The organism is Micromonospora sp. URMC 106, assembly GCF_051386395.1.
Classification (GTDB): Bacteria; Actinomycetota; Actinomycetes; order Mycobacteriales; family Micromonosporaceae; genus Micromonospora.
Genome location: NZ_JBPQTP010000066.1, coordinates 15,293 through 37,315, shown reverse-complemented (window position 1 = coordinate 37,315; position 22,023 = coordinate 15,293). Strand labels below are relative to the sequence as shown.

Here is a 22,023-nt window from a genome sequence, read left to right as displayed (position 1 = left end):
CCCCCCCCCCCCCCCCCCCCCCCCCACCGGCTCAGGTGTACCAACTACCCGGGTGGCGCGGATCGTGTCACCCCCGGGACAACGAGAACATCCGCATGGAGCCCTGCCGGGGCCACTCCGATGGTGTAGCGGGTGCCGCAGGCACAACCACGCGGCGGTGAAGGCGATGCCCGAGCCGACCGATCCGCCAACCTGAGACCGGGCAGTCCTCTCTGGAACTCAATGACGTGAGCGGTGGCCACCACGTCCTGAAGGTCAAGAGAGTGACATGCCTCCATCGAAACACCCTGCCGAAGATCTCCTCTACCCGCTCCTCGCCGCTGTCGGCGAGCCCCCACGCGCTGGCTCCTGTGGCCGGCCCGCACCGGGCTTTCCGGACGAGAGTACTCAACAGTCGGTGTTCGACGGCGACCTTGAGGACTTGCCTCTGCTCGCCGCCGCGAGAGCCGTCTGCGCCTCGTGCCAAAGCCTGAAGGACTGTACGGTCTACGCCACCGAGAGCATGGACAAGACCACCTTCCTCGCCGGGCTGACCGCAGCAGAACGCGAGGCTGTTCGCCGACGCTCAGAACGTACGATCCACCGCAGGACCGTGGTCGGGCGGATGCGAGCCGAGAATGTCACCGCATCGGAGGTCAGCTTCTACACAGAGTACCCGCTGCGAAGCATCGAGCTGGACATGGCTGGTCTCGCTGCCGGCTGAGCTCACCCGACGAGCTGCATGCCGGCGCCACGTCTGACGAACATTTCATTCGTGTGGCTGACGGGATCCACGTCCAAGGCTGAACCGCACCTACTACCGAACGCCCTCAGTGCGTGGTCCTCGCTTGACCGTAGGAGACGAGGTGCGGTCAGGATCGTCAAGCCGGCTTAGGTGCTCGGTGGTGAGACAACGGCTTGGATCGGGGGTCACGACCCGGGTCGCCCCGGTTTGATCGCCAACGGTCGCCCGGGATGAGGCTGTTCCCAGTTGGGCGAGCGCCAAGTCGAAGTTCTCCACCTGGGTCGTGGTGGCTGCTGGGCTAGCTCGGCTCAGAGGGGCGGTAGGCGTATTCGGTGGGGATCAGGTCGTCCGACTGGATGACCCAGGGTCGAAGCCACCGCCCCGCGCCGTCCAAGGCCATCACGCCATCATCGTGACTAATTCGGATCTCCGATGCGATGTATAGGGCGTGCTCTGCTAAACACCCCGTCGCACCTTGGCTGTGACGAACTTCGTTGGGGGTAAGCACCACTTCCTCGCCACGTGACTGGGTGCCCTTTACCTCGACGTGCAGCGTCCGCCCATCTGGATGCCGGCAGTCGAGGTCGTAGCCGCGGTTGTAAGCTCCGACCCGGTCGACCTCCCAGCCCCACTTGTGCAGTTCGGCTTCGGCTAGGTCCTCGGCGCGGACTTCAATCGCTTTTCGGATGACGGGGTCGAGCAGGCGGCCTTGCCGCAGTCGGGCAACGCCTTGGTCCGCTTCCTCGACCACATCCTGCCGAGCACGTCCAGCCGTCAATCGCGGGGGGTCCAAGGAGACCGGCTCGCGATGGAGGTAGGCAAGCAGCGGCAGCATGTGGATGAGGTCTTGGAACAGGCCTTCGCCTGGCGGCAATAGGCGGCCGTTGTAGCAGCGAGCCAGGACAGCGCCCGCCTCATAGTTGTGGATTCGTCTGCGACTCTCCGATCCGACAGACGACAACGCGCCGGCGCCCAGATCAATCGTGTCGATGTTCTCCGCGTCGACCGAGACGCCTGCAGTGCGTCGCAGTAACGTTCGCGCCTCGGCTGAGCGTGAGGCGATCACCTTGCGGTTCTTGGCCGGCCGACGCTTCCCGGCTCGAAATTCACTCGTTCCCTGCATCAGGGACAGGTAGACCCGCGAGCCGTCAGCAGCGAACAGGTACACCAGGTAGAAGCCCTCCTGGGCAGTTGGAGCGTAACGCTTGGAGAAGATTCGCACCCAAGGGACAGGACCGTAACTGCCCCTACGGCCTCCGCCGTCGACGTCCAGATCTAGATGCTCAAGACCGAGCGAAGCGGAGGCCACGGGGACGAGGACCTTCAAACAGTCAGCGATCTCCTTAGTCGCCGTGTCTCTGGCTTGCATGGCAGGGGAGCTGTCGCGGGAATACCGAACCGCCAAATCCAGGACCTCTTGGAGCAGCCGCCGTAGGCGGTGCTCATTCTCGCGCAGCTTCAAGCCGGCGAGAGGCTCGGGCGGGAGAGGCATGGCAGAGAGCATAGGGATCTTTCGCAGCGGTGAGCCACCCCACTTCCATGAAGCTCCTTGATCACAACGCGTTGCGGAGTTGGATCCGGCAGGCCGTGGCCGAGGCTGACGACCGTCACGACCGGCCCATCAGCGAGACGGCCGAGGAGAACCGCCAGCTACGCAAAGAGGTCCTATTCGGACAGATCGACCCGTGCGGCCCCGCTTCGGGCATCGCGCTCGCCCCAGGCTGGCCGCATACTTGCCGGACCGCATGGCAGATGCCTCAAGGAGTGCAGGTGAAGGTAAGTCGCATCACTTTCCAGAACTTCCGCGGCGCGAAGAGCGGAACGGTGCTGCTGGATGGTCACACCCTGCTCGTGGGCGGTAACAGCGTTGGCAAGTCCACGATCTGTGACGCCCTCGACCTCGTGTTGGGGCCGGAGCGGATGAGCCGACGTCCAGTCATCGACGAGCATGACTTCTTCGCCGGCCAATACCTGCTGGCTGACGGGACTACCCCAGAAATCAGGATCGAGGTAATCCTGACCGACCTTTCTAAAGAAGCCACTCGCCGCTTCCGCAGCCATCTGCGAGTCTGGTCGGCAAGCAAGCAGGACTTGCTGGACGAGGTGGTACCCCCTGCACCACCGACGCTCAGCGAGGCCCAGGATCCCACTGCCGCTACGGCGCCACCCTCTAATGCGGTGCCGGAGGGAACATGGTGCCTACCGGTGGTGTTCATCGGTCGCTTCGACCCCGACGAAGATGACTTCGCCGCAGGTACCTTCTTCGCGTACCCGGAGGTCATTTCCGACAGCTTCGCCGACTTCGGAGGCGACCTCGGGCAAGGCCGCAAGCCCTTCAAACGCGAGGACAAGCGGATGTGCGGATTTATCTACCTGCGCGCCAATCGGACCGGCAGCCGAGCACTCAGCTTCCAACGGGGATCGTTGATCGATACGATCGTCCGACTGGAGGCCCAAGGCACCGACGTGTCGCTATGGGAGCGGGCGATTCGCGACGTGGACCAAGTGGTGGTTACCGGGGACGGCTCGGGATTCGCGAAGATCCGCACCGAGGTCCGCAAACTTGTCAGCCAGTTCATCAACCTCACGGACAATCCGGCAGCCGTGGACGTGCACGTATCGGATCTCACCCGCGAACATCTGCGCGAAGTCCTCCGGCTGTTCGTGTCGACACAGCCGGGCACCTACCCGGTCCCGTTCAACCGGCTGAGCACCGGATCGTTGAACCTACTGGTGTTCGCACTGCTCACCTATATCGCCAAACTGACCGAGGACCAGTCGGTCATCTTCGCGATGGAGGAACCGGAAATCGCGCTACCGCCGCATGCTCAGCGCAGACTGGTCCGGTTCACGCTCGACCAGATGGACCAAGTGATCGTTACGTCGCACTCACCCTACGTCATCGAAATGTTCGATCCAGACCATGTGGTCACCGTGGCCCGAGACGACGCCGGAGCGCTAACGAGCTGGCCGGTGGCTCTCCCACCTGACTACAAGCTGAAAAAGTACTGGACAAACCAGCGTCAGTTCGCCGAAGCGGTCCTGGCCCGCGCGGTGTGTGTCGTAGAAGGAGCCACTGAGCTCGCCGCTATGCGTGTCGCTGCTGACATACTGGAGCGGGACCCGACATCGGGCTATCAGCACCTCGACCTGATGGGCATCTCTTTGTTCGACGCCGGCGGAGATACGTCGGTGCCGCTGTACGCGCCAGTTTTCGCTGCGATGGGCAAGCCTGTGTTCGGTATTCATGACACACCGGTCAGGCCGTTGACCCCAGAGCAGGACTTGAAGGCAACGGACTTCACCATCTACCAGGTGATCGACTACGCCGGGATCGAGGAGTTGCTGACTGATCAAATCCCGGTTGAGGTACAGCGCAGATTCTGTACTGCCGTCAGCACCCGAAGCGACTACCCGCAGGACTGCGGCATCCTCGACGCCACCGCAGGCGAGCAGGACGTCAAAGACCACACGCGTAACGTGCTAACGAAGCGCAAGGGGTCTTTCGACGGTTACGCGCCGCTGCTCGTCGGAGAGTGTCGCACGCGGGCGGATCTTCCGGCGACGATCGTCGACTTCCTATTTAAGATGAACGAGGCACTGGCTGATAAGGCACCGAGCGGGCCAGCTACCGATATCGCAGGCGAAGCCGCCGATGAATCTTGATCAACCCCGACTCGAAATCCTTGCGGCGTCGGGTCATTTGCTCATCGTCGGCGGTCCTGGATGCGGCAAAACCTCCATTGCCCTACTTAAAGCACGCGAGGTCGTTCCCGCCTTAGAGCCGGAACAGTCCGTACTGTTCCTCAGTTTCTCACGAGCCGCAGTACGACAGATCAGCGACCGGATGACAGGGATACTCGATCTGCAGACGCGGCGGCGCTTGGAGGTGCGCACCTTCCATGCCTTCTTTATGGACGTCGTGCGCAGCCACGGCCGTTTCCAAACCGGCAAGCCGTCATCTTTTATCACTCCTGACGAAGAACAGCAGCTCCAAGCGGCGTTCGAGGGCGACTGGGCCGCCGAGAGCCGCCGCCTGGCCGCCGACGAAGGAAAGTACGTGTTCGACCTGCTCGCCTGCACCACGGCCGGCCTCTTCGAGCGCTACCCCATCCTCGCAGCCCTCTATAGCGACGCGTACCCCGTCGTGATCGTCGACGAGTTCCAAGACACCAACGACGACCAGTGGCGAGCAATCCGTGCACTGAGCTCGGCATCGACAGTTATTTGCCTCGCCGACCCCGACCAGCGCATCTACGATCACCTGCCCGGTGTCAATGAGCAACGAATCCAGGACGCTATCGATGCCCTGCAACCTAAGGCGTTCGACCTATCGAAAGACAACCACCGCAGCCCCGGGCAAGGACTGCTCGCATACGCGAACGCGGTGCTAAGGAACGACCCCAGCGTCCCGGTGCCGAATAACTTGACCTACGGCAAATACAGCCACCCAAGCAGGGTTGAGACCGTGGTTCACGCATACTTGGTCGTTTTGCGCCAGCATCTGCTCAAGGAACTGGGCAGAGAGCCGACTGTTGCGGTACTGGCCCCGACGAACGCCCTCGTGGGTCGGCTATCAGAGACGGCGGCGACAGACAGTGAGCTCGGCGGAAAGATTTACCCCGCCGTGGACCACGAGCTCAACCTCGACCAGGATCTCGCGACTGCGTCTGCTTACGTGGTCGCCTCGATCATGGAATGGCCCGGCCTCAACCCAAGCGAAGCGCTCACGGTGACGGTGAAGCACATCTGCAACTTCTACCGCGTGAAGTCCGCCAAGGCCTCGGGCGCGAGAAAGACCGTTGTAAGGCTTGAGCGTGCGCTGCACAACATCACTTCTGGAACCAAGGTCCGATCAAACACTGCCAAGGTAATCGCCGCCGCCTGTTCCGAGGGGATCCAACTCACCGGTAGTCCAGTGCAGGATTGGCAACTTGCTCGTGCCCGTTTGAGCGGGTCTATCGAACTGAAGGAAATTTTCGGCAAGGCGCGTCTAATCCGATTGCTGGAAGCAACCGATGCAATAGCTTGGGCGCTAACCGACGCCTGGAACGGCACCGCGTATACGGACGCGGCTGCGGTTGTGCGCCGAGTCCTAGCCAACCGGATGATCGAGGCGATTCCATCTGAAGAAACCGCGTCCACGATTTTTATGAACATGTACAAGTCGAAAGGCAAGGAGTTCGACGGCGTGATCATCGCTGAGACAAGATTTGGCAATGATCAGCTCATCGATTTCACTAAAAAAGAGACCGAGATACAGTCCCGACGGCGGCTTCTGCGAGTTGCGATCACGCGGGCACGCCATCATGTTGTAATCATTCGCCACGCCTCGCAACCACCCCTGATCTCCTAACCAAAGAGCTGATAGCGCACTGGTGGAACGACACATGGGGACGGCTCACCCGGCGGGACGTGTGGCTCGCCCGAGAGGTCCGCTGGCTCGTCGTTGCCAGGGCAGGCGCCTCCGAGGCGGGCAAGGTGCTCCGCTGGGACTTCGACTCCGAGGACGAGGCCCGGGGATGGTCAAGCGCCTCGTCCAGGCGGACGGCGGCCAGTGGCGAGAAATGGACGGCGACCCCGGGACGAAGCCTCGCGCGTAGTTCTCGGTGGCTGCTTTACGCCTGGCTCCTATCACCGGCAGACGTCGGCGCGAACGTGCACCCCGCACCATCGTGGCAAGTCCACGACCAGACATGCCACCCGCCGTCGTCCTTGCGCAGCTCCCACTGCCACGGGTGCGTGTCGCCCGCAAGCAGGGTCCGCCCCTAGTCCCACCACACCGCGCGTACCTGCTCGGTCACCGTCGCCTGGTCGTCGCCCTGGTGCTCGATAACACTCGACCCCACCGTCTTCACCTTCTAAGGCAAATGCCGGGAGCCAGTCATCTCCACCCGGTAGTCGCGCCACTGCCGCAGCAGCTGGTCATGACGTGGCCCGGCCAGCACCCTCGACAGTCCGATCTCCTCACCGGCGCTGAGCCTCAAAAACCACACCCGCGCAGCGGCCTCCGGCGCCGCCTCACCCCGCTCTGCCTCCAACTGCTTCCGCACCCGCCCACGAGGCCGGAACAGCAAGAGGGCCGACGCATACGGGCGCCACTAGCGCCCAGGACCATCGCCGAACCGGCCTACTCGCTTCTCGGATCCGGTGCGGTCACCAGGCCTCCAATCCCTCCCCCAAGGTCATCTCTTCAGGATACGGAGCGACCGGGGAGGGACGGCCGCGCCTGGCCACAACGTCCCTCTTTCATCGCCGACCGGCGCACAGACCAGCCGCCCTGATTTGCTGATCGTGGAGCCTGTGACTCAGCACGCCACGACCGAGCGGCGCGGCGTGCTGGGGTCGACACGTTGGAGCGTGAGTCGGCCTCCGCACGGCAGGTATGGCGTGTCGCACTACCAAGATCGCGTTCTCCGCGGTATGGTTTTAGAGTGGAGGACCAGGACGAACCGCTGACCGAGGTCGGCACCAGCATCGAGCTCTTCTCAGGTGGCGGCGGCCTTGCGCTAGCGATGCACAGGGCGGGATTTCGTCACCTAGTGATGAATGAGTTCGCGCCGCGGGCATGCGAGACTCTTCTAAAGAACGGCGCCGTTAAGCGAAAGAGCGAAGACCACATCCCCCTCGCCCTGAATGACGAATGGCCGCTAATCCAAGGCGACATTCGAGATTTCAATTTCGATTACCTCGCCCAGAAGGTTGACGTTGTAGCAGGCGGTCCGCCCTGCCAGCCCTTCAGCCTCGGCGGAATTCACAAGGGCTACGAAGACGCCCGAAACATGTTTCCCCAGCTGTTTAAGGTAGTACAGCAAACTCAACCGAAGGCGATCATCTGCGAGAACGTTCGCGGGCTCCTAAGGACTTCGTTCCGACCTTACTTCAATTACATCTTGAGAGAGCTCTCCCTGCCTTTCGAGGAGCGCGCCGAAGATGCGAGCTGGGAAGCGCATGATGCCCAGCTAGTCCAGCGTGATCGAGAGATATCTCAGAATTCCGAGGAGCGATATGTAGTTATACCCATGGAAGTAAACGCCGCCGATTATGGCGTGCCTCAGGTACGGAACCGTGTGATCATCGTTGCCTTTAAGGCCAGCCTTGGCATCACAGCCGAGGACTGGCTTGAGCGCTTCGCGCCTCGCAAAAGCCATTCGCGGAATGCGCTGATAAAGAGCCAACTGGACGGCTCCTACTGGGAACGGCACTCCGACGTACCCGGCTCTGTTCGTGACGCAGTAGTGCGATCGCTGCCTGACGCTGAGCCGATCACGGATGAAACGCTGCCGTGGCGAACGCTTCGAGACGCCCTCTACGGAAACCCCGATAGACCACATGAACCGCCGCTACCGAGGGATGTCGTCGACAAGATGGAGCATCCATCCGGCATGTGGCTCCACCATATCGGATGGCCCGGTGCCCGCATCTATGCTGGCCACACTCCAAACTATCTTGACCGCCCAGCGAAGACAGTTAAGGCTGGCGTTCATGGCGTGCCTGGCGGCGAGTCGGTGATGTTGTTGGATGACGGGTCCCACCGATACATGACTGTTCGAGAGACGGCCAGAGTCATGACCTTCCCCGATAGTTGGCAACTCGCTGGCCCTCGTGGCGAACAGATGCGGCAACTGGGAAACGCTGTTCCCGTCGAACTCGGGCGAGTCTTCGCTACTGCAGTCGCAGCCGCCCTAAAATGGGCAGACAGCCGACAGGAAAACCGGTAGCTCCAGCCATGTCGACCCCGTGGAACCAGCAAACACCGCCGGACGCCGCTTGGCGATGTCCACGAGGTGCCAATCGGAGAACGCGGGCCGCAGAGCAAGATGAAGCGGCCGGGGGCCGAGAGGCGCGAATGATCGCCCTGCCCGATGGGCGCCAGGCGTGTGCTTCCGTCTGCCTGCGGGTGTACGCCAACACTCGGAGAATTCGTGCGTATCTTCGTTGGTCAGACTCGGGGACGACCCGTGAGAGGTACCTAGGCGAGGTCGTGCATCAAACGCGGGCTGAAAACCTCCGAGCCGGCTGGACAATCGCACGTGGAAGCATAGCTACCAGCAGTCCGACGGAGGCAACGTCCCCCGCTTCGCCACGTGCCAAGTCGTGGGCGTCAAGCCCAGCAGTTCGAGCGGTGATGCGCGGGAATCGCGGCCGGGATACGAAGCCCGAGCGACGGCTGCGCTCACAACTGCATGCGATGGGCCTTCGCTACCGTGTGAACTACAAGGTGCTCCCCAAGCTTCGAAGGACAGCCGACGTCGCCTTCGTCAAGGCTCGCGTCGCAGTCTTCGTCGATGGTTGCTTTTGGCACGGCTGCCCCGAGCACTACAGGCCAGCGACCAAAAATCAGGATTTTTGGGTCGCGAAGGTGGTCAGTAACCGCCGACGGGACAGTGAGACGGATTCGCTGCTCGCCCTTGCAGGCTGGCAGGTCGTCCGCGTCTGGGAGCACGAGGACGCGTCTCAGGCAGCAGAACGAGTGGCCACCTTGCTCCGTCAAGCCACCCCCCGGGCGCCGGCAGGCTGATCCACGGCCGCGACGCACCCGGTCTCTGTCGAGCATGGACGGACACCCAGGGTCGCGATGCACTATCGTCATCCCGTGCCACCTCGCCAGCGCTCCTCGGTCCCCGCTCCTCCGCGCTTCAACCCCTTGGACCCAGATGAAATCGGCCGGTCGTTGCGCGAGCAGCTCGACTCGCAAAAGGTCAAGTCATTTCCCCTACCCGAGTTCCGAGGGGCCGGCCTATACGCACTTTATTGGGTAGGCGAGTTGCCGCTATATGAGCGACTGAAGAACACCCATGTACCGCTTTATGTCGGGAAGGCCGAGGCGGGGAGTAGTCGGTACGGCTACGCACCCAATTACGAGGAAAGCAAGCTCTGGGATAGGATCATCAAGCACTCCAAGAGCATTCAGGAAGTTGAGCGGTCCCCAGGTTCGAATATCCGACTGTCCGATTTCAGGGTGCGCTATCTACCGCTCGACGACGCTTGGATCGTCCTTGGCGAGCGCGCGTTGTTACGTCAGTACAGGCCGGTACTCTGGAATTCGTTCCTAGATGGCTTCGGCTCCAACCCACCTGGCGCGGCTCGCAAGAACGCCCGCTCGTCTTGGGACACCATCCATCCAGGACGGGCGCGAGCCGGGCAGTTACCTCACCGTCAGTACACGAGAGACGAGATGCTGCAGGGCGTCGAGCGCGCGATCGAGATCAGTCTCATGCCCCCTACTCAAGCGCGCGAAGCCGCAGTAACGGCTTTTCGTCGCGATCGTCCGCCAGTGATCTGGCAACTGGCAAAGAGCAGGGACCCGGACAAAAGGCTTCGCATATTCGATCCGGAACGGTTTTTCGCCGAGGCCGCTCGTCTTGAGGTTGCGCTCGATGAGAGCGAGTACCGGATTATGTCGACGGCAGAAGCACGCGAGGCGGAATTGGAAATCCTGCAAGAGAGTTTCGATCTAGGCTAGAGGCCCTCTCTCTGATACCGATTTTCGGTTCCTAGATTGTGAACGCTACGACTTGGAGTACCTCCTTACAACAACCAAGTCGTCCTTTCCTGCTCCGACTACGGTTTGGCGACATACGATCGGTTCTCCGGGGCTGATGCCGAACAATGTGGCAAGCTCTTCATCCGCTTGCACCGTTAGGAGACGCTCCCAGCCTGCGCCCCCTGCCCGCGGGTCACGTACGTAGGTCCCGCGAGCGCGCTCCGTCTGGAGGTATCCCTCCTCTCGTAGCAGCGCGATCGCCTGCCGCACTGTGCCTCGACTCGCGCGGAACTCCGCCATCAACGCCTTCTCCGTGGGCACCAGGGCACCCGGCGACATCTGTCCATCCTCGATCCGCTCGCGGAGCCTCTGCGCGATGACCCTGTATTTGGGCTGTCCGTACGTCGAGGGAGGCACCCCGACACGGTACCTGGCACTTGTCTTACCAACTGCCGACCACTCAAGTCGTTTCCGGGTATAGACAAGTCGTCCACTTGTAGATACGTTTCTTGGTGTGCGGCCGGGGTGACGGTTCGTATCAGGGGTGGTGTCGTGCCGGCCCTGGCCGCTCGTGATGCGCGGCGTCCTGTCGGACCGGTTGCGGTAGCCGCGCGACAAGTTGGCTCGGCGATACCCGACCCGTCTGCGTCGGACGGCGCGCCGTGCCTTCATCCGGGCCGGTGGCCGGCCGCATTCCCCCGTGGTCGGCCACCGGCCCCCGTCTATCCGTGGAGGTGCGATGTCCGGCTCTCACCGTCGGCGCCGCTGGTTCTCGTCCTGGTGGTCCCGGAACCGCGGACCGGCTCGAATCGCAGACCGCAACGTTCCGGCGAATCGGCACCCGGTACCCCTTCCGTCTCCGTCCTGGTGGTCGGTTGCGCCAACGCGGGAGCTGCCTGCGCTGCGGTTTGGGGGCAATGGTGGGGGGTGGCCGCGATGACGCGTACGAACGCGGCCGACGTCACCAGCCACCCGAACTGGTGTGCCCCGGACCGCTGCGGCCATCTGGTGCCACCGCTCATGACGCACATGGCCCGCCGTCATCGCGGTCCGCTCGTCCAGGTCGGCGACAGTCGAGAGAGCGGCATGGTCATCACGTATCTGATCGGCGCTGACGGGCGAGAGCCCCTGATCGCGGTCCATGCGAGGTGCCGCGCCGGCAACGCCTGGGCTGAACTGTCGCTGACGCAGGTTTCCCAGCTGGTCGAGCGACTGCGCGATCTGCTTGCCCAGAGTAGCGACCCGGGGGCCGGCAATGCCTGATCGCAAGATCGCAGCAGAGAGCACGCAGGAACCGTCGACGGCGCAGGCTGGGTGCCCGGCGTGGTGCCGGGGCTGTGGGGCGAACGATCCGATGCATCGGGGCCTGACCGCCACCATCGGACGAGAGCGCACCGGCTGGATCAGCGTCCAGCTACTGCTCGACCGGTTCGCGCGTCGGGACCTGGCCGTGAAGCTCGACGCCACCCGCGAAGGCGCCAGCCAATCGGTCCTGCTCTCCCGGGTACAACTGGACCGGCTCATCTACGAACTCACCTACGCCCGGCTGGTCATGATGACCAAACGTCAGTCGATGGAGATGCGCGATGAGCGTTGACCGACGATCTCCCGGCTGCGCTTCCATGCCGCTCGGGCGGCAATCGCGGCGGCCAACGGCAATCACACCCGTGCCCGAGCGGCCCGTTGGCGGCACCACCTGGCAGACGTTGGAACGTCTAGGGGGTACGGTGACCGGTGTGCATGGCCGGGACTGGCGCCCTCGTTACCTGCAACTCGCGGAAGAGTTGCGGGCGAAGATCATGAGCGGGGAGCTGGCTCCCGGCACTCTGATGCCGAGCGAGACGGAGCTGGCGGAGTCCTCCGGTCTGTCCCGTACCAGCGTCCGCAACGCCATCCGGCAGCTCCGGGAGTGGGGCCTGGTTCGCGCAGAGCAGGGCCGCGGCACCTACGTTCGGGCACCGCGCCAACGGGTACGCCGTCGCAACACCGAGCGGTACCAGTGGGAGAAGGACCGGGTCCTGCTCGACGAGGCGGAGCGATTGAAGACCGGCGCCATCGAGCACGACACCGGCCTGACCGTCGATGACCTCAAGTTCCACGCGGAGTATTCCCGCGTTGACGCAGACGAGGAGATGGCGGCGGCCTTGCAGGTCGAGCCGGGTACGCCGCTGCTGCGCCGGGTCTACTGGACGTCCTCCCGCCACGAGAACGCGCCGCTGACGTTGTCGTACTCCTACTTGCCGTACGACTTGGTGGCTGCGAACCCGGACCTGCTCGACGAGAGCAAGGAGCCTTGGCCCGGCGGTACGCAGCACCAGCTTTACACCCTCGGCATCGAGCTGGACCGGATTGACGATGAGGTCCGAGCGCGTCCGCCGTCACCTGACGAGGCCGAACTGCTGGACATCGACCCGGGCGTCTCTGTGCTCACCGTGCGAAAGACCTCGGTCGACACCACGGGCCGCGTCGTCGAGGTCGCCGACGCGGTGATGCCGGGGGACCGCACAGAGCTTGTGTACTCCCACAAACTCCAACGGTGGAAAACTTGACGCAGATCGTCTCGGTCATCACTCCAGTCCACGCGCCCAGCATCGAGCACCTCGCTGGCGCCTACGCGTCGTTGCTCAAGCAGGAGATGCCCGACGGGTGGGATTGGCAGTGGCTCGTCCAGGAAGACGGGCAGACCGGCGCCCTGGCCGACGCCCTGCCCGATGATCCTCGGATCAGTCTCGGCACCGGCCGTCCTGGTGGGCCTGGTGTTGCCCGCACCCTCGCTCTTTCCCGAGTCTCCGGGCAACTCATCAAGGTCCTAGACGCTGACGACCAGCTGACCCTTGGCGCCCTCGCCCGGGACATCGCCGCGTTCACCGCGCACCCGCAGATCGGCTGGACCACCTCGCGGGTACTCGACCTGCTGCCAGACGGGTCAACCGCCGGCTGGGACAAGGACCCGGCTGCCGGGGTCATCGCCCGCAGCGCGGTCCTGGCGTTCTGGCAGGCACACGACTACCGCGCATCCGTGCACCCGGCGACTCTGTGCCTGCGGCGGGATCTCGTCTTCGCTCTGGGCGGTTGGATGGCCCTGCCCGCCTCCGAGGACACCGGCCTGCTGCTCGCCGCCAACGCGGTGAGCGAAGGCTACTTCACCCGGGAATACGGCCTGCTCTACCGCAAGTGGCCTGGCCAGGTCACCAGCCAGGCTGCGCATCGGGAGCCGGCCGAGTTCCAAGCCCGGATGGGAATCATCGAGGCCAGAGCCAACGCCTTGGCCTCGATGCTGCCTAACGGGTTGCCGCTCACGCCTCCGGCGTAGCCTCATGCCCCGGCATGCCGTGGGTTCGGCGCCGCTGCTTCATCTCTGCCTCGTAGATGTGGCGCTGCCCGCCGGCCAGCTTCTCCCGGGCGTCCCGCTCGATCTCCTGGAACGCGGCGTAGTAGCCGTCGTCGAACTCCTCCACGATCTGGAACGTCCAACGGCCTGGTAGCACGTTCCGCCCTAACAGTTCGTGCTCGACCCGGTCGGCCACCTCGTCGTGACCCGCCTCGCGGAGCAGCTTCACCACCCGATCGAGGGTGAAATCCGCGCCGCCGACGAGTTGGTGCGCCGAGTACAGGTGACCGCGCACCCGGTGAATCGTTTCCAACGCCTTGCTCAGCTCGCCTAGTGCTTCGACGGTGGTGTCATCGAGGCCGTACGGACGAGAGTGCGCTCCGTCCACCGCGCCTGTCCTCTGCTGGTCTGGCATGTCCTCGACATACCCGTAACACCGCAGCCGTACCGGTCTTCGGGTCGACTGGATTCGCAGCCTGACGGCGCGGGAAGGCCGGTGACCTCCCCGCGCCGGGTTAGCTAGACGAGGACAGGCGTGACACCCAGGACAAGGACGATCACAACCAGGATCTGGATCACCACCGTCTGCGGCGCACGCAGCGAGAACGTCAGCTCGGTCAAGCTTCACCTCCCTCGGTTTGTTAACGCACTGGGCAACGACCTGCGAAGATAGACATCCGACGATGGACTGAGCGGACTCGCATTCCGCGCACTCATCGGAGGAATAACCTCTTTGGCCGCCGCAGATCATCGCACGGTCAGCCCAGGAGGCGCAATTTACCCTCTCGCGGTTGTCTACTTCCTGGGCCGACAGGAGTCCTTTCCAGACCCGCTTCCCGCACCTCCTCGGGCGTCACCCGCGACGCGCCACCCACCGCACCCAAGATCGACAAGGGGTCGGGGCCCGTCCGAACCGTTCGGACACAACGTTGCAGGTCACAGCGTTGACTCATTCCAACCCTGAGGGGACTAACTAGCTGCAAGACAATCAGCGGAGTTCTTCATGGAGTCGAATCCCGCCCCACAAGACCTAACATAACTCGGAATAGTTTTCAGTCAGATCATCGAGCCAGAATCGGGTCCATTTATCGCACACTTAGATCCCCTGCCTCAAAAACGGGTTCGGAACCCAATGCTGCTCGGTAATATCGGGTGGGCTTACCGGTATGGCATACTCATGACGGCAGCTCGACAGCCGGCAAGTCCCCCGTGACCTGCGGCGAAGCGGCCCCTCGGTTTGTTCAACGCACTGGGCAGACCGGCTGGTCGACGGCCTCTCCGCTCGCATCGGAGGGGCCGTCGCTTCGTTAGGGCAGGCGCAGCAACGACAACGCCCGCCGGGCCACTTGTGCAGCCGGCAGCCCCTATCGGCGTTGCTCAGTGCCTCTTGAATCCGGTCACGCTAAGCTATGGCGGCACAACCGGGGCGCGGAGCCACACCCCGTCTGTCCACTTAGGACGCTCGTCTTTGCAGCCCACTCCAGAGGCGCGCATCCAGCGTCCTTCAGGTGGCTTTCCATCCCCCTTCCAGCAACCTCTCCCAACTTGTTGACTTGTCTGCCAAGTGGCGTCTACCTTGGACCGCAGCTTGGCAGACAAGTTAACAAGTTGGAGGTTGAGCGATGGCTCTGCGAGGCGGCACGCGGTTCGCCGTGCGGTGTGAGGACGTGTTTCCGGCGGGGTGCGCGTTGGTGCCCGAGTCCCTGGGCGAGGTCGAGGACTACGACGAGAAGACCGGCCGGCGTACCCCGGCGAAGGACAAGTTGACTGGCCAGCGGGTGTGGCAGGTCCGGGTGATGGACCTCGACCCGGAGTTGGGAAAGCGGTCGCGGGAGACGACGGTGAAGATCTCCGCTGACTACCAGCCAGTGCCACCGACGGGCGCGCCGTTCGAGGCGGTGGAGTTCGACGGGATGACGGTCACGCCGTACGTGACGAACAACGGTCGAATGGCGTACTCGCTGCGGGCGACCGGGATGCGTGCCCCGGCGGGCGTGGCCGGTAAGGCGGCGGCGTAGCCGCATCGGATGGGGGCGGGGCTGTCAGGTCTTGGCGGACGGCAGCCCCGCCCTCTGTCTCTTCCCCCTGCTCTGTCGAGAGAGGTAGTGACATGTCCAAGCGTATGCCTGCCGTCCTGAGGCGGGCTCAGGCGGCGGCCGTGCGGAGTGCGCGATGATCCGCCGTCCGCGTGGTGAGGTCGTGATGACCACGGCCGGGGATCTGATGGTGATCCGGCCGCGCCGGCTGGAGTTGCCGGTCTGGCTGATCGCGCTCGGCTTGGTGCTGCGGTGGCTGTGCCGGGGCCTGTGGTGGTGCCTGCGGCACCCGGTCACCGTGGGACTGGTCGTGGCCGGGGTGCTGCTATACGGGGAGTTCGGCCGTATCGGACTGATCGTGCCGGTGGTCCTGGCGTCCGCCGTCTCGGCGGTGTGGCGGTGGAAGCACGAGGCGTCCTGGTGGGCGTGGTGCGCTGGTCCCGTCGTCGGCCGGTGCCGTCAGATGTTCGTCTACCGGCGGGCCTGGCGGGAGGCCATGACCCTGTGCGGGCTGACCCGCACGTACGACCACCGGGTCGTTCTGCCTCAGTTGCTGCGGGTGCGGTCGGATCAGGCACTCGACGTGCTGACCATCCGCATGGTGCGCGGGCAGACGCCGGAGGAGTTCCAGAAGGTCACGGCGAACCTCGCGTACGCCTTCGGCCGGCGGCACGCCCGGGTCTACACCGAGCGTCCCGATGAGCCGCCGGTGCGTACCGGTTACTGGGCGATGGTGCTCGGGGCCTTGGACCGGCTGCGGTTCCGGGACCGGCCGTCCGTGGTCTACCTGGTGGTGGTTCGCACGGACGCGCTGCGCACGGTCGTCGAGCCGTTCGACGTGCCGTCGGTGCCGGACTTCACCGCGCTTCCGCTGGCCCGCCGGGAAGACCTGCGGCACTGGCGGCTTCACCTGCTGGCCACGCACGTCCTGATCGGAGGCGCCACCCGCAGCGGCAAGGGCTCGGTGCTGTGGTCGCTGGTGCGGGCGCTCGCTGGCGGGATCGCCTCCGGGCTGGTCCGCCTCTGGGTGATCGATCCCAAGGGCGGAATGGAGTTCGCGATGGGCCGGCCCATGTTCGCCCGGTTCGCCTGCAAGTCGTTCGAGGCAATGGCCGACCTGCTCGACGAGGCCGTGGCGGTGATGCGGGAGCGGCAGACCCGGCTTGCCGGCGCGGTACGGGTGCACACCCCAACCGGGGCTGACCCCCTGGTCGTGGTCGTCATCGACGAAATGGCGGCGCTGACGGCGTACCTCCAGGACGTCGACCTACGTAAGCGGATCGCGTCCTCGCTGGGGCTGCTTCTGTCCCAAGGGGCCGGGGTCGGCGTCCTGGTCGTGGCCGCGTTGCAGGACCCCCGCAAGGAAGTGCTCCCGTTCCGGGACCTGTTCCCGACCCGGATCGCGCTCGGCCTGACTGAGGCCGCCCAGGTCGACCTCGTGTTGGGCGACGGCGCACGCAACCGGGGAGCGCTGGCCGACCAGATGCCGCGCTGGGCCAAGGGTGTCGGGTACGTGATCCTCGATGGCACGCCGGAGCCGGCCCGGGTGCGCTTCTCGTACATCTCCGACGACCACATTCGCGACCTGGCGGCCGAGTATCCGGCGCCGGCCGACGCGGCGGACATCCTCGCCCAGGTCGGCCGGGAAACCGCCGACGAACCGACCCGACCATTGCCCCGGCCGCGTCGTGGACCGCTGCTGCCGGACTCGCTGCTCAACTTCCTCGACCGGGACACCAACGGGGGTGAGCCGCAGTGACCACCCCGGCCGACAGCCGGACCTTCTACCGGCTGCGTGCCCCGAACCCCGACGGCGCGACCAGCACGGCCGTATCCGTCCGCGTCGACCCGGACCGGCCGGACCCGTACCCGGTCTATCTCGCCGTCGGCGGCGGCCGGCGCCGCATGTACCTGACCCCCGACGAGGCGTGGGCGCTGTGGCGCTGCCTCTCCGAAGCGGTGGCCTCCCTCGGCGAACCGCCCGACCACATCCGTACGCGCGTCGCCCCGGCCCGGAGGTAACCGATGTCCCTCAAGCGCTTCTTCCTCGGCACCCACCGCATCAAGCCGCTGCACATCGAACTCGACGGCTCCCCCGACCGGCTCGCCGCCGCCCTGCACGGGCTGGCGCACATGGTCCACCGCCGCCACGACCTCGACGGTCAGCGAATCCGCATCACCCTGACCGTCCGCGACAACGGGAACGATCGATGATCCGCCACCGCGCCGAATCCGCCGTACGCCTGGTGATCCTGCTCGCCATTGGGATCATGGCCGGCGCCGCCGCCTTCACCCACGTTCACGACCTGACTGTGGCTCACGGGCAACCCGACTGGATCGGGTGGGCCAACGCGGTGGCCGTCGAGCTGATGGCGATCTACCTCGGTCTGGAGATTCGTGCCCGCCGCCGTGATGGTCGCCCGGTCGGCCTGGTCGGCGTGCTCCTGGTCGCGTTCGCCCTGCTGTCCCTCGCCGCCCAGGTCGCCGAGGCCGAACCGTCAGTGTGGGGCTGGATTGTCGCCGCCGTGCCGTCGCTGGCCTTCCTCGCCCTGGTGAAGGTCGTCCTGTCCAGCGCACCCGTCACCGTCCCGGCGCCCGAACCGGACCAGCCACAAGGCGACTGGACGTACGAGGTCCCGGAGCAGGTCACCACCGACCCAGAATTGCAGCGGCCCGTTGAGCCGCCCGTGCCAGCTCCGGCCGTTCGCCCGGCCCCGGCCGCGGTGCTGCCCCCGCTCGGCGTCGTCCAGCCCAACCGACCCCAAGTTGTCGGGATCATCCGATGACGGACATACTCGCCGTCGACCGGCTACCGGAACTCGTGCACGACCTCGATCAGTCCGACGATGTGGGCGTTGAACTCGTCCAGATCTTCGGCTGGCACCCAAAGTTCCAGGATGGTGTCACCACCGACCTGTCGCACGGGGTAGCGGTTAAGGAAGTCCGTCCCGATGTGGAAGCGGGTCACGTATCCCACGCCGGAGGCGGGCACGTTCCAGTCTCGGGCGATCATGACCGCGTAGTCCTCGTTGAGGACCGGGTAGAAGATCGGCTGGTCCGGCAGGCGCGGCGGCCACTTTCGCCATCCCGACTCGCGAACGAGGTCGAGTTCTTCCGGGCCGGCCGGGCGCCACAGCACCGTCGTTCCGCCACCGCTGCTCATCTCGACCTCGCCGCTCGGGTTCATGGTGAGCCCGGACAGTACCGGCGAGCCAACGACCGACACCACCCCATTCGGCTTCTGGCGGGGGTGGGCCGATGACGACGCCTACCCTGCCCGGTCTCGCCCCTGCTGCCCCGGCCCCGGCTGCTGCTCCTCGCCGGGGGTCGCGGGCGGCCCGCATGGCACTGCCCCGCTCGGTCGACGTGCTCAAAGAGATCGCGGCCGAGTACGGCGTCTGCGTCCGCCCCCTCGCCATGCGCCGCACCGACCTCGACACCGGCCTGACCGAGATCATCGACCTGCCCTGCGGGGCGACCCGCGAAGACAAGTGCGCGCCGTGCGCCAAGAAGAACCGCCGGCTGCGGCAGGCCCAGATCCGGGAAGGCTGGCACCGCGACGACGAGCCGCTACCCAGCCCGGAACCCGCGACCGAGGAACAGAAGGCGCTGATCCTGTTCCGCGCACACCTGGAGTTCTCTCGCGACGAGGCGGTCCGCGCCGCCCAATGGGACCAGGTCACCGACATCGACGAAGCCATCCGCGAGGTGGAAGAAGCCATCGCGGCGGAGGGCCTGCGCGGGCGCATCGGGCCACCCCACGGCAACGTCGACGAGGACCAGGACGACGAGCCCGGCCGCCGGCGCAAGCGCTCCACCAAACGCCGTCAGGACGCACCCGACCTGCCCCGACGCAAGGTCGAGCGACGCACCGTCGGCCGCACCTACACCGCACCCGACGGCACCACCTACCGGCCGTCGATGTGGCTCACGCTCACCCTCGACTCCTACGGGCCGGTCCGCCCCGACGGCACTCCGGTCAACCCCGACCGGTACGACTACCGCCGCGCCGCATGGGACGCCGTGCATTTCCCGCGGCTACTCGACCGGTTCTGGCAGAACCTGCGCCGCTGCGAAGGCTGGAACGTCCAGTACGCCGGCTGCGTCGAGCCGCAACGCCGACCCGCCCCACACGCCCACTTCGCCATCCGGGGCACCATCGCACGCGACATGCTGCGCACCGTGGCCGCCGCGACCTATCACCAGGTGTGGTGGCCCTCGGTCGACGTCCAGCGGTACACCCTCGACCGGCTCCCCATCTGGGATGAGCAGGCCGCAGGGTGGGTCGACCCGGACACCCGCGAGCCGCTGACCACCTGGACGGAAGCCCTCGACGCCATCGACGACGACCCCGACGCCAAACCCGTGCACGTCGTCCGCTTCGGCACCCAGGTCGACGCCCGCGGCGTCATGCCCGGCACCGAGGACGCCGAGCGGACCATCCGGTACGTCACGAAGTACATCACCAAGCACACCGGCGACTGCCACAAGGCGACCACCGACCGGCAGCGCAAGCACCTCGACCGGCTCTGGCAGCAACTCCAGCTCACCCCCTGCACCGACCGTTGCGCGAACTGGCTGCTCTACGGCGTCCAGCCGAAGAAGGCGCACGCCAAGCTCAAGCCCGGCCGCTGCAAGGGCAAGGTTCACCAACGCGACACCCTAGGCATCGGCGGCCGGCGCATCCTCATCTCCCGCGACTGGTCCGGCAAGACCCTCGCTGACCACAAGCACGACGTACGGGCCTGGGTCCGGGCACTGCTCGGCGCCACCACCGACAGCGCCACGGCCGGCGACGCAGGGCAGCTCGTCGACGACCAGGGCAAGACCGCCGAGCGCGTTCGGCACGCCTGGGAACTCGCCCGGCCCGACGACCCCGACGTGGGACCGCTGTCCCACCGGCTCATGCGCTCGATCAGCGAGCGCGCCCGCTGGCGGACCGAACTACTCGCCGCCAAGGACCGGGCTGCGCAGGGGTCCTCAGATCTTTCGGCAACTCAGCACATGGCACGGCACGACGGGGAGGAAGACGACAGTGGACGAGGTCCTGACGATCGAGCAGGCGGCGGCCCGGATCAACATGAGTGAGCGGTACGTCCGCCGGCTGGTCGCCGAGCGGCGCATCCCGTTCCATAAGCTCGGCCGCAGCGTCCGCATCAAGGCAGTCGACTTGGCGGCGCACGTCGAGTCCGGGCGGGTGGAGCCTCTGACCGCCTCGGGCGTGTGGCGCGACCAGCGGGTTGCGTGATGGCGAACAAGGAAGGTCACCGCCGGTTCGGCAACGTCCGCAAGCTGCCGTCCGGTCGGTATCAAGCCCGGTACCTTGGCCCAGACGGGCAGATGCGCAACGCCCCGGAGACGTTCGCCCGGAAGTCCGACGCGGACCGGTACCTCACCCTCGTCGAGGCGCAGATGGCGCGGCGGGAGTGGGTCGACCCGGAGCGGGCCAAGGTGAAGCTTGGCGACTACGCCCGACGCTGGATCAACCAGCGGCCCAACCTGCGGCCTCGCACGGTGCACCTTTACGGCTGGCTGCTGGACAAGCACATCGTGCCGTACCTCGGCGGGGTGGAGCTGGGTCGGCTGGACACCCCGATGGTCCGCGACTGGCGGGCGAAACTGCTCGGCAACGGGGTCTCGGAGAGCATGGCGGCCAAGGCGTACCGGCTGCTCCGCGCGGTGCTGATGACGGCGGTCAAGGAAGACGAGATCGTAACCCGCAACCCGTGCCAGATACCGGGTGCCGACCAGGAGAAGCCGGCGGAGCGGCCGGTGCTCACGCTCGCCCAGGTCTTCAAGCTGGCCGACACCGTGCCGCCCCGGTACCGCGCCCTGGTCCTCGTCACCACCTTCGGATGCCTGCGCTGGGGGGAGGTCGCCGCGCTGCAACGGCAGGACGTCGACACCGCGGCCGGCACCATCCGGGTACGGCAGGCGTACACCGAACAGCGCGGCGTCGGCCTGGTCCTTGGTCCGCCCAAGTCCCGGGCCAGCCGGCGCACGGTCAGCCTGCCACCGGCCGTCGTCGAGGTCGTCCGTGACCACCTGGCGGCAGAGGTCGACGACAACCCAGATGCGTTCGTCTTCACCACCGAGAGCGGGCGGCCGATCTGGCGTGGCAACCTGAACAAGCTCATCGGCTGGAAGGCGAACGTCGCCCGGATCGGGCAACCGCACCTTCACTTCCACGACCTGCGGCACACCGGGAACACCCTCGCCGCACGGACCGGGGCGAGCATTCGTGACCTGATGGCCCGCATGGGGCATGACTCGCCGCAGGCGGCCCTGATCTACCAGCACGCGACGACGGAAGCGGATCGGGCCATCGCCCAAGCGCTGCACAAGGCGATGCGCGCGGAGCGCAAGCAGGCCAAGAAGTCGACCAGCAAGGGCAAACTCGTAGACAAGGAGGAGAAGAAGCGCAAGAAGCGCGGCGACAAGTGAG

22 protein-coding genes are annotated in these 22,023 nt (G+C 65.5%); 18 read left to right on the top strand and 4 right to left on the bottom strand.

What is annotated here, in order from left to right:
• The first annotated feature begins 397 nt into the window (after positions 1–397).
• Positions 398–703 carry a WhiB family transcriptional regulator gene (locus ACSNOB_RS20190; protein WP_436688061.1) on the top strand — a complete coding sequence of 102 codons (306 nt, stop codon included), beginning with the start codon at positions 398–400 and terminating at the stop codon, positions 701–703.
• A 319-nt stretch (positions 704–1,022) separates the two neighbouring features.
• Here ACSNOB_RS20190 and ACSNOB_RS20185 read toward each other — a convergent pair whose 3' ends face one another.
• Complete coding sequence (locus ACSNOB_RS20185; protein WP_436688065.1) at positions 1,023–2,093, bottom strand: MrcB family domain-containing protein; 1,071 nt, start codon at positions 2,091–2,093, stop codon at positions 1,023–1,025.
• Between the two features lie 170 nt (positions 2,094–2,263).
• Between ACSNOB_RS20185 and ACSNOB_RS20180 the strand changes: the two genes are divergently transcribed.
• The 5 genes from ACSNOB_RS20180 to ACSNOB_RS20160 all read left to right on the top strand — a co-directional run bounded on the left by ACSNOB_RS20180 (position 2,264) and on the right by ACSNOB_RS20160 (position 10,190).
• A complete protein-coding gene (locus ACSNOB_RS20180) occupies positions 2,264–4,390 on the top strand; it encodes an ATP-dependent nuclease (RefSeq protein ID WP_436688060.1) in 2,127 nt (708 codons plus the stop codon).
• Positions 4,380–6,080, top strand: coding sequence for a UvrD-helicase domain-containing protein (locus ACSNOB_RS20175; RefSeq protein ID WP_436688059.1), 1,701 nt, complete (start codon positions 4,380–4,382; stop codon positions 6,078–6,080). Before ACSNOB_RS20180 ends, ACSNOB_RS20175 begins: the two co-directional genes overlap by 11 nt.
• A 1,078-nt stretch (positions 6,081–7,158) precedes the next feature.
• Positions 7,159–8,445, top strand: a complete 1,287-nt coding sequence (locus ACSNOB_RS20170) for a DNA cytosine methyltransferase (RefSeq protein ID WP_436688058.1) — start codon at positions 7,159–7,161, stop codon at positions 8,443–8,445.
• Positions 8,415–9,245 carry a very short patch repair endonuclease gene (locus tag ACSNOB_RS20165; protein ID WP_436688057.1) on the top strand — a complete coding sequence of 277 codons (831 nt, stop codon included), beginning with the start codon at positions 8,415–8,417 and terminating at the stop codon, positions 9,243–9,245. The genes ACSNOB_RS20170 and ACSNOB_RS20165 overlap by 31 nt, the downstream gene beginning before the upstream one ends.
• A 153-nt stretch (positions 9,246–9,398) precedes the next feature.
• Complete coding sequence (locus tag ACSNOB_RS20160; protein ID WP_436688056.1) at positions 9,399–10,190, top strand: Eco29kI family restriction endonuclease; 792 nt, start codon at positions 9,399–9,401, stop codon at positions 10,188–10,190.
• A gap of 45 nt (positions 10,191–10,235) precedes the next feature.
• Here ACSNOB_RS20160 and ACSNOB_RS20155 read toward each other — a convergent pair whose 3' ends face one another.
• Complete coding sequence (locus ACSNOB_RS20155; protein ID WP_436688055.1) at positions 10,236–10,883, bottom strand: GntR family transcriptional regulator; 648 nt, start codon at positions 10,881–10,883, stop codon at positions 10,236–10,238.
• A gap of 264 nt (positions 10,884–11,147) precedes the next feature.
• On the opposite strand from ACSNOB_RS20155, the gene ACSNOB_RS20150 reads away from it, so the two are divergent.
• From ACSNOB_RS20150 to ACSNOB_RS20135, 4 genes are all read left to right on the top strand, one after another.
• A complete protein-coding gene (locus ACSNOB_RS20150; RefSeq protein WP_436688054.1) occupies positions 11,148–11,474 on the top strand; it encodes a hypothetical protein in 327 nt (108 codons plus the stop codon).
• Positions 11,467–11,808 (top strand): hypothetical protein, encoded by a 342-nt coding sequence (locus tag ACSNOB_RS20145; protein ID WP_436688053.1) that lies wholly within the window; start codon positions 11,467–11,469, stop codon positions 11,806–11,808. The genes ACSNOB_RS20150 and ACSNOB_RS20145 overlap by 8 nt, the downstream gene beginning before the upstream one ends.
• Positions 11,809–11,938: 130 nt before the next feature.
• Entirely contained in the window at positions 11,939–12,760 is an 822-nt protein-coding gene (locus tag ACSNOB_RS20140) for a GntR family transcriptional regulator (protein ID WP_436688052.1), read from the top strand.
• Positions 12,748–13,524, top strand: coding sequence for a glycosyltransferase family 2 protein (locus tag ACSNOB_RS20135; protein ID WP_436688051.1), 777 nt, complete (start codon positions 12,748–12,750; stop codon positions 13,522–13,524). The genes ACSNOB_RS20140 and ACSNOB_RS20135 overlap by 13 nt, the downstream gene beginning before the upstream one ends.
• Here the strand turns inward: ACSNOB_RS20135 and ACSNOB_RS20130 are convergent.
• Complete coding sequence (locus ACSNOB_RS20130) at positions 13,508–13,957, bottom strand: hypothetical protein (protein WP_436688050.1); 450 nt, start codon at positions 13,955–13,957, stop codon at positions 13,508–13,510. The two genes, ACSNOB_RS20135 and ACSNOB_RS20130, sit on opposite strands and share 17 nt — an antisense overlap.
• 1,207 nt (positions 13,958–15,164) lie before the next feature.
• Here ACSNOB_RS20130 and ACSNOB_RS20125 point away from each other — a divergent pair.
• The 5 genes from ACSNOB_RS20125 (at position 15,165) to ACSNOB_RS20105 (ending at position 18,364) form a co-directional block, all read left to right on the top strand.
• Positions 15,165–15,560 (top strand): transcriptional regulator, encoded by a 396-nt coding sequence (locus tag ACSNOB_RS20125; RefSeq protein ID WP_436688049.1) that lies wholly within the window; start codon positions 15,165–15,167, stop codon positions 15,558–15,560.
• Between the two features lie 154 nt (positions 15,561–15,714).
• The gene (locus ACSNOB_RS20120; RefSeq protein ID WP_436688048.1) at positions 15,715–17,337 is read left to right on the top strand and encodes an FtsK/SpoIIIE domain-containing protein; all 1,623 of its coding nucleotides are present in this window, start codon (positions 15,715–15,717) and stop codon (positions 17,335–17,337) included.
• Positions 17,334–17,600, top strand: a complete 267-nt coding sequence (locus tag ACSNOB_RS20115; protein ID WP_436688047.1) for a hypothetical protein — start codon at positions 17,334–17,336, stop codon at positions 17,598–17,600. Before ACSNOB_RS20120 ends, ACSNOB_RS20115 begins: the two co-directional genes overlap by 4 nt.
• A gap of 3 nt (positions 17,601–17,603) precedes the next feature.
• A complete protein-coding gene (locus ACSNOB_RS20110) occupies positions 17,604–17,792 on the top strand; it encodes a hypothetical protein (RefSeq protein ID WP_436688046.1) in 189 nt (62 codons plus the stop codon).
• Entirely contained in the window at positions 17,789–18,364 is a 576-nt protein-coding gene (locus ACSNOB_RS20105; RefSeq protein ID WP_436688045.1) for a DUF2637 domain-containing protein, read from the top strand. The genes ACSNOB_RS20110 and ACSNOB_RS20105 overlap by 4 nt, the downstream gene beginning before the upstream one ends.
• 23 nt (positions 18,365–18,387) lie before the next feature.
• On the opposite strand, the gene ACSNOB_RS20100 is transcribed toward ACSNOB_RS20105, so the two are convergent.
• Entirely contained in the window at positions 18,388–18,741 is a 354-nt protein-coding gene (locus ACSNOB_RS20100; protein WP_436688064.1) for a hypothetical protein, read from the bottom strand.
• A gap of 95 nt (positions 18,742–18,836) precedes the next feature.
• On the opposite strand from ACSNOB_RS20100, the gene ACSNOB_RS20095 reads away from it, so the two are divergent.
• Genes ACSNOB_RS20095 through ACSNOB_RS20085 form a run of 3 tightly spaced genes read left to right on the top strand, consistent with a single transcriptional unit; the run spans position 18,837 to position 22,022 of the window.
• On the top strand, positions 18,837–20,666 hold the full coding sequence (locus tag ACSNOB_RS20095) for a replication initiator (protein WP_436688044.1): 1,830 nt from the start codon (positions 18,837–18,839) through the stop codon (positions 20,664–20,666).
• Positions 20,659–20,826, top strand: a complete 168-nt coding sequence (locus ACSNOB_RS20090; RefSeq protein ID WP_436688063.1) for a helix-turn-helix domain-containing protein — start codon at positions 20,659–20,661, stop codon at positions 20,824–20,826. The genes ACSNOB_RS20095 and ACSNOB_RS20090 overlap by 8 nt, the downstream gene beginning before the upstream one ends.
• On the top strand, positions 20,826–22,022 hold the full coding sequence (locus ACSNOB_RS20085; RefSeq protein ID WP_436688043.1) for a tyrosine-type recombinase/integrase: 1,197 nt from the start codon (positions 20,826–20,828) through the stop codon (positions 22,020–22,022). The genes ACSNOB_RS20090 and ACSNOB_RS20085 overlap by 1 nt, the downstream gene beginning before the upstream one ends.
• Position 22,023: the final 1 nt, after the last annotated feature.

Bases quoted from the DNA above. Each gene is read 5' to 3' on its own strand.
- ACSNOB_RS20185 (WP_436688065.1), bottom strand. From the start codon at position 2,093: ATGCAAGCCAGAGACACGGCGACTAAGGAGATCGCTGACTGTTTGAAG.
- ACSNOB_RS20180 (WP_436688060.1), top strand. From the start codon at position 2,264: ATGAAGCTCCTTGATCACAACGCGTTGCGGAGTTGGATCCGGCAGGCC.
- ACSNOB_RS20175 (WP_436688059.1), top strand. From the start codon at position 4,380: ATGAATCTTGATCAACCCCGACTCGAAATCCTTGCGGCGTCGGGTCAT.
- ACSNOB_RS20165 (WP_436688057.1), top strand. From the start codon at position 8,415: ATGGGCAGACAGCCGACAGGAAAACCGGTAGCTCCAGCCATGTCGACC.
- ACSNOB_RS20155 (WP_436688055.1), bottom strand. From the start codon at position 10,883: ATGAAGGCACGGCGCGCCGTCCGACGCAGACGGGTCGGGTATCGCCGA.
- ACSNOB_RS20150 (WP_436688054.1), top strand. From the start codon at position 11,148: ATGACGCGTACGAACGCGGCCGACGTCACCAGCCACCCGAACTGGTGT.
- ACSNOB_RS20145 (WP_436688053.1), top strand. From the start codon at position 11,467: ATGCCTGATCGCAAGATCGCAGCAGAGAGCACGCAGGAACCGTCGACG.
- ACSNOB_RS20130 (WP_436688050.1), bottom strand. From the start codon at position 13,957: ATGCCAGACCAGCAGAGGACAGGCGCGGTGGACGGAGCGCACTCTCGT.
- ACSNOB_RS20125 (WP_436688049.1), top strand. From the start codon at position 15,165: ATGGCTCTGCGAGGCGGCACGCGGTTCGCCGTGCGGTGTGAGGACGTG.
- ACSNOB_RS20120 (WP_436688048.1), top strand. From the start codon at position 15,715: ATGATCCGCCGTCCGCGTGGTGAGGTCGTGATGACCACGGCCGGGGAT.
- ACSNOB_RS20110 (WP_436688046.1), top strand. From the start codon at position 17,604: ATGTCCCTCAAGCGCTTCTTCCTCGGCACCCACCGCATCAAGCCGCTG.
- ACSNOB_RS20105 (WP_436688045.1), top strand. From the start codon at position 17,789: ATGATCCGCCACCGCGCCGAATCCGCCGTACGCCTGGTGATCCTGCTC.
- ACSNOB_RS20100 (WP_436688064.1), bottom strand. From the start codon at position 18,741: ATGAGCAGCGGTGGCGGAACGACGGTGCTGTGGCGCCCGGCCGGCCCG.
- ACSNOB_RS20095 (WP_436688044.1), top strand. From the start codon at position 18,837: ATGACGACGCCTACCCTGCCCGGTCTCGCCCCTGCTGCCCCGGCCCCG.
- ACSNOB_RS20090 (WP_436688063.1), top strand. From the start codon at position 20,659: ATGAGTGAGCGGTACGTCCGCCGGCTGGTCGCCGAGCGGCGCATCCCG.
- ACSNOB_RS20085 (WP_436688043.1), top strand. From the start codon at position 20,826: ATGGCGAACAAGGAAGGTCACCGCCGGTTCGGCAACGTCCGCAAGCTG.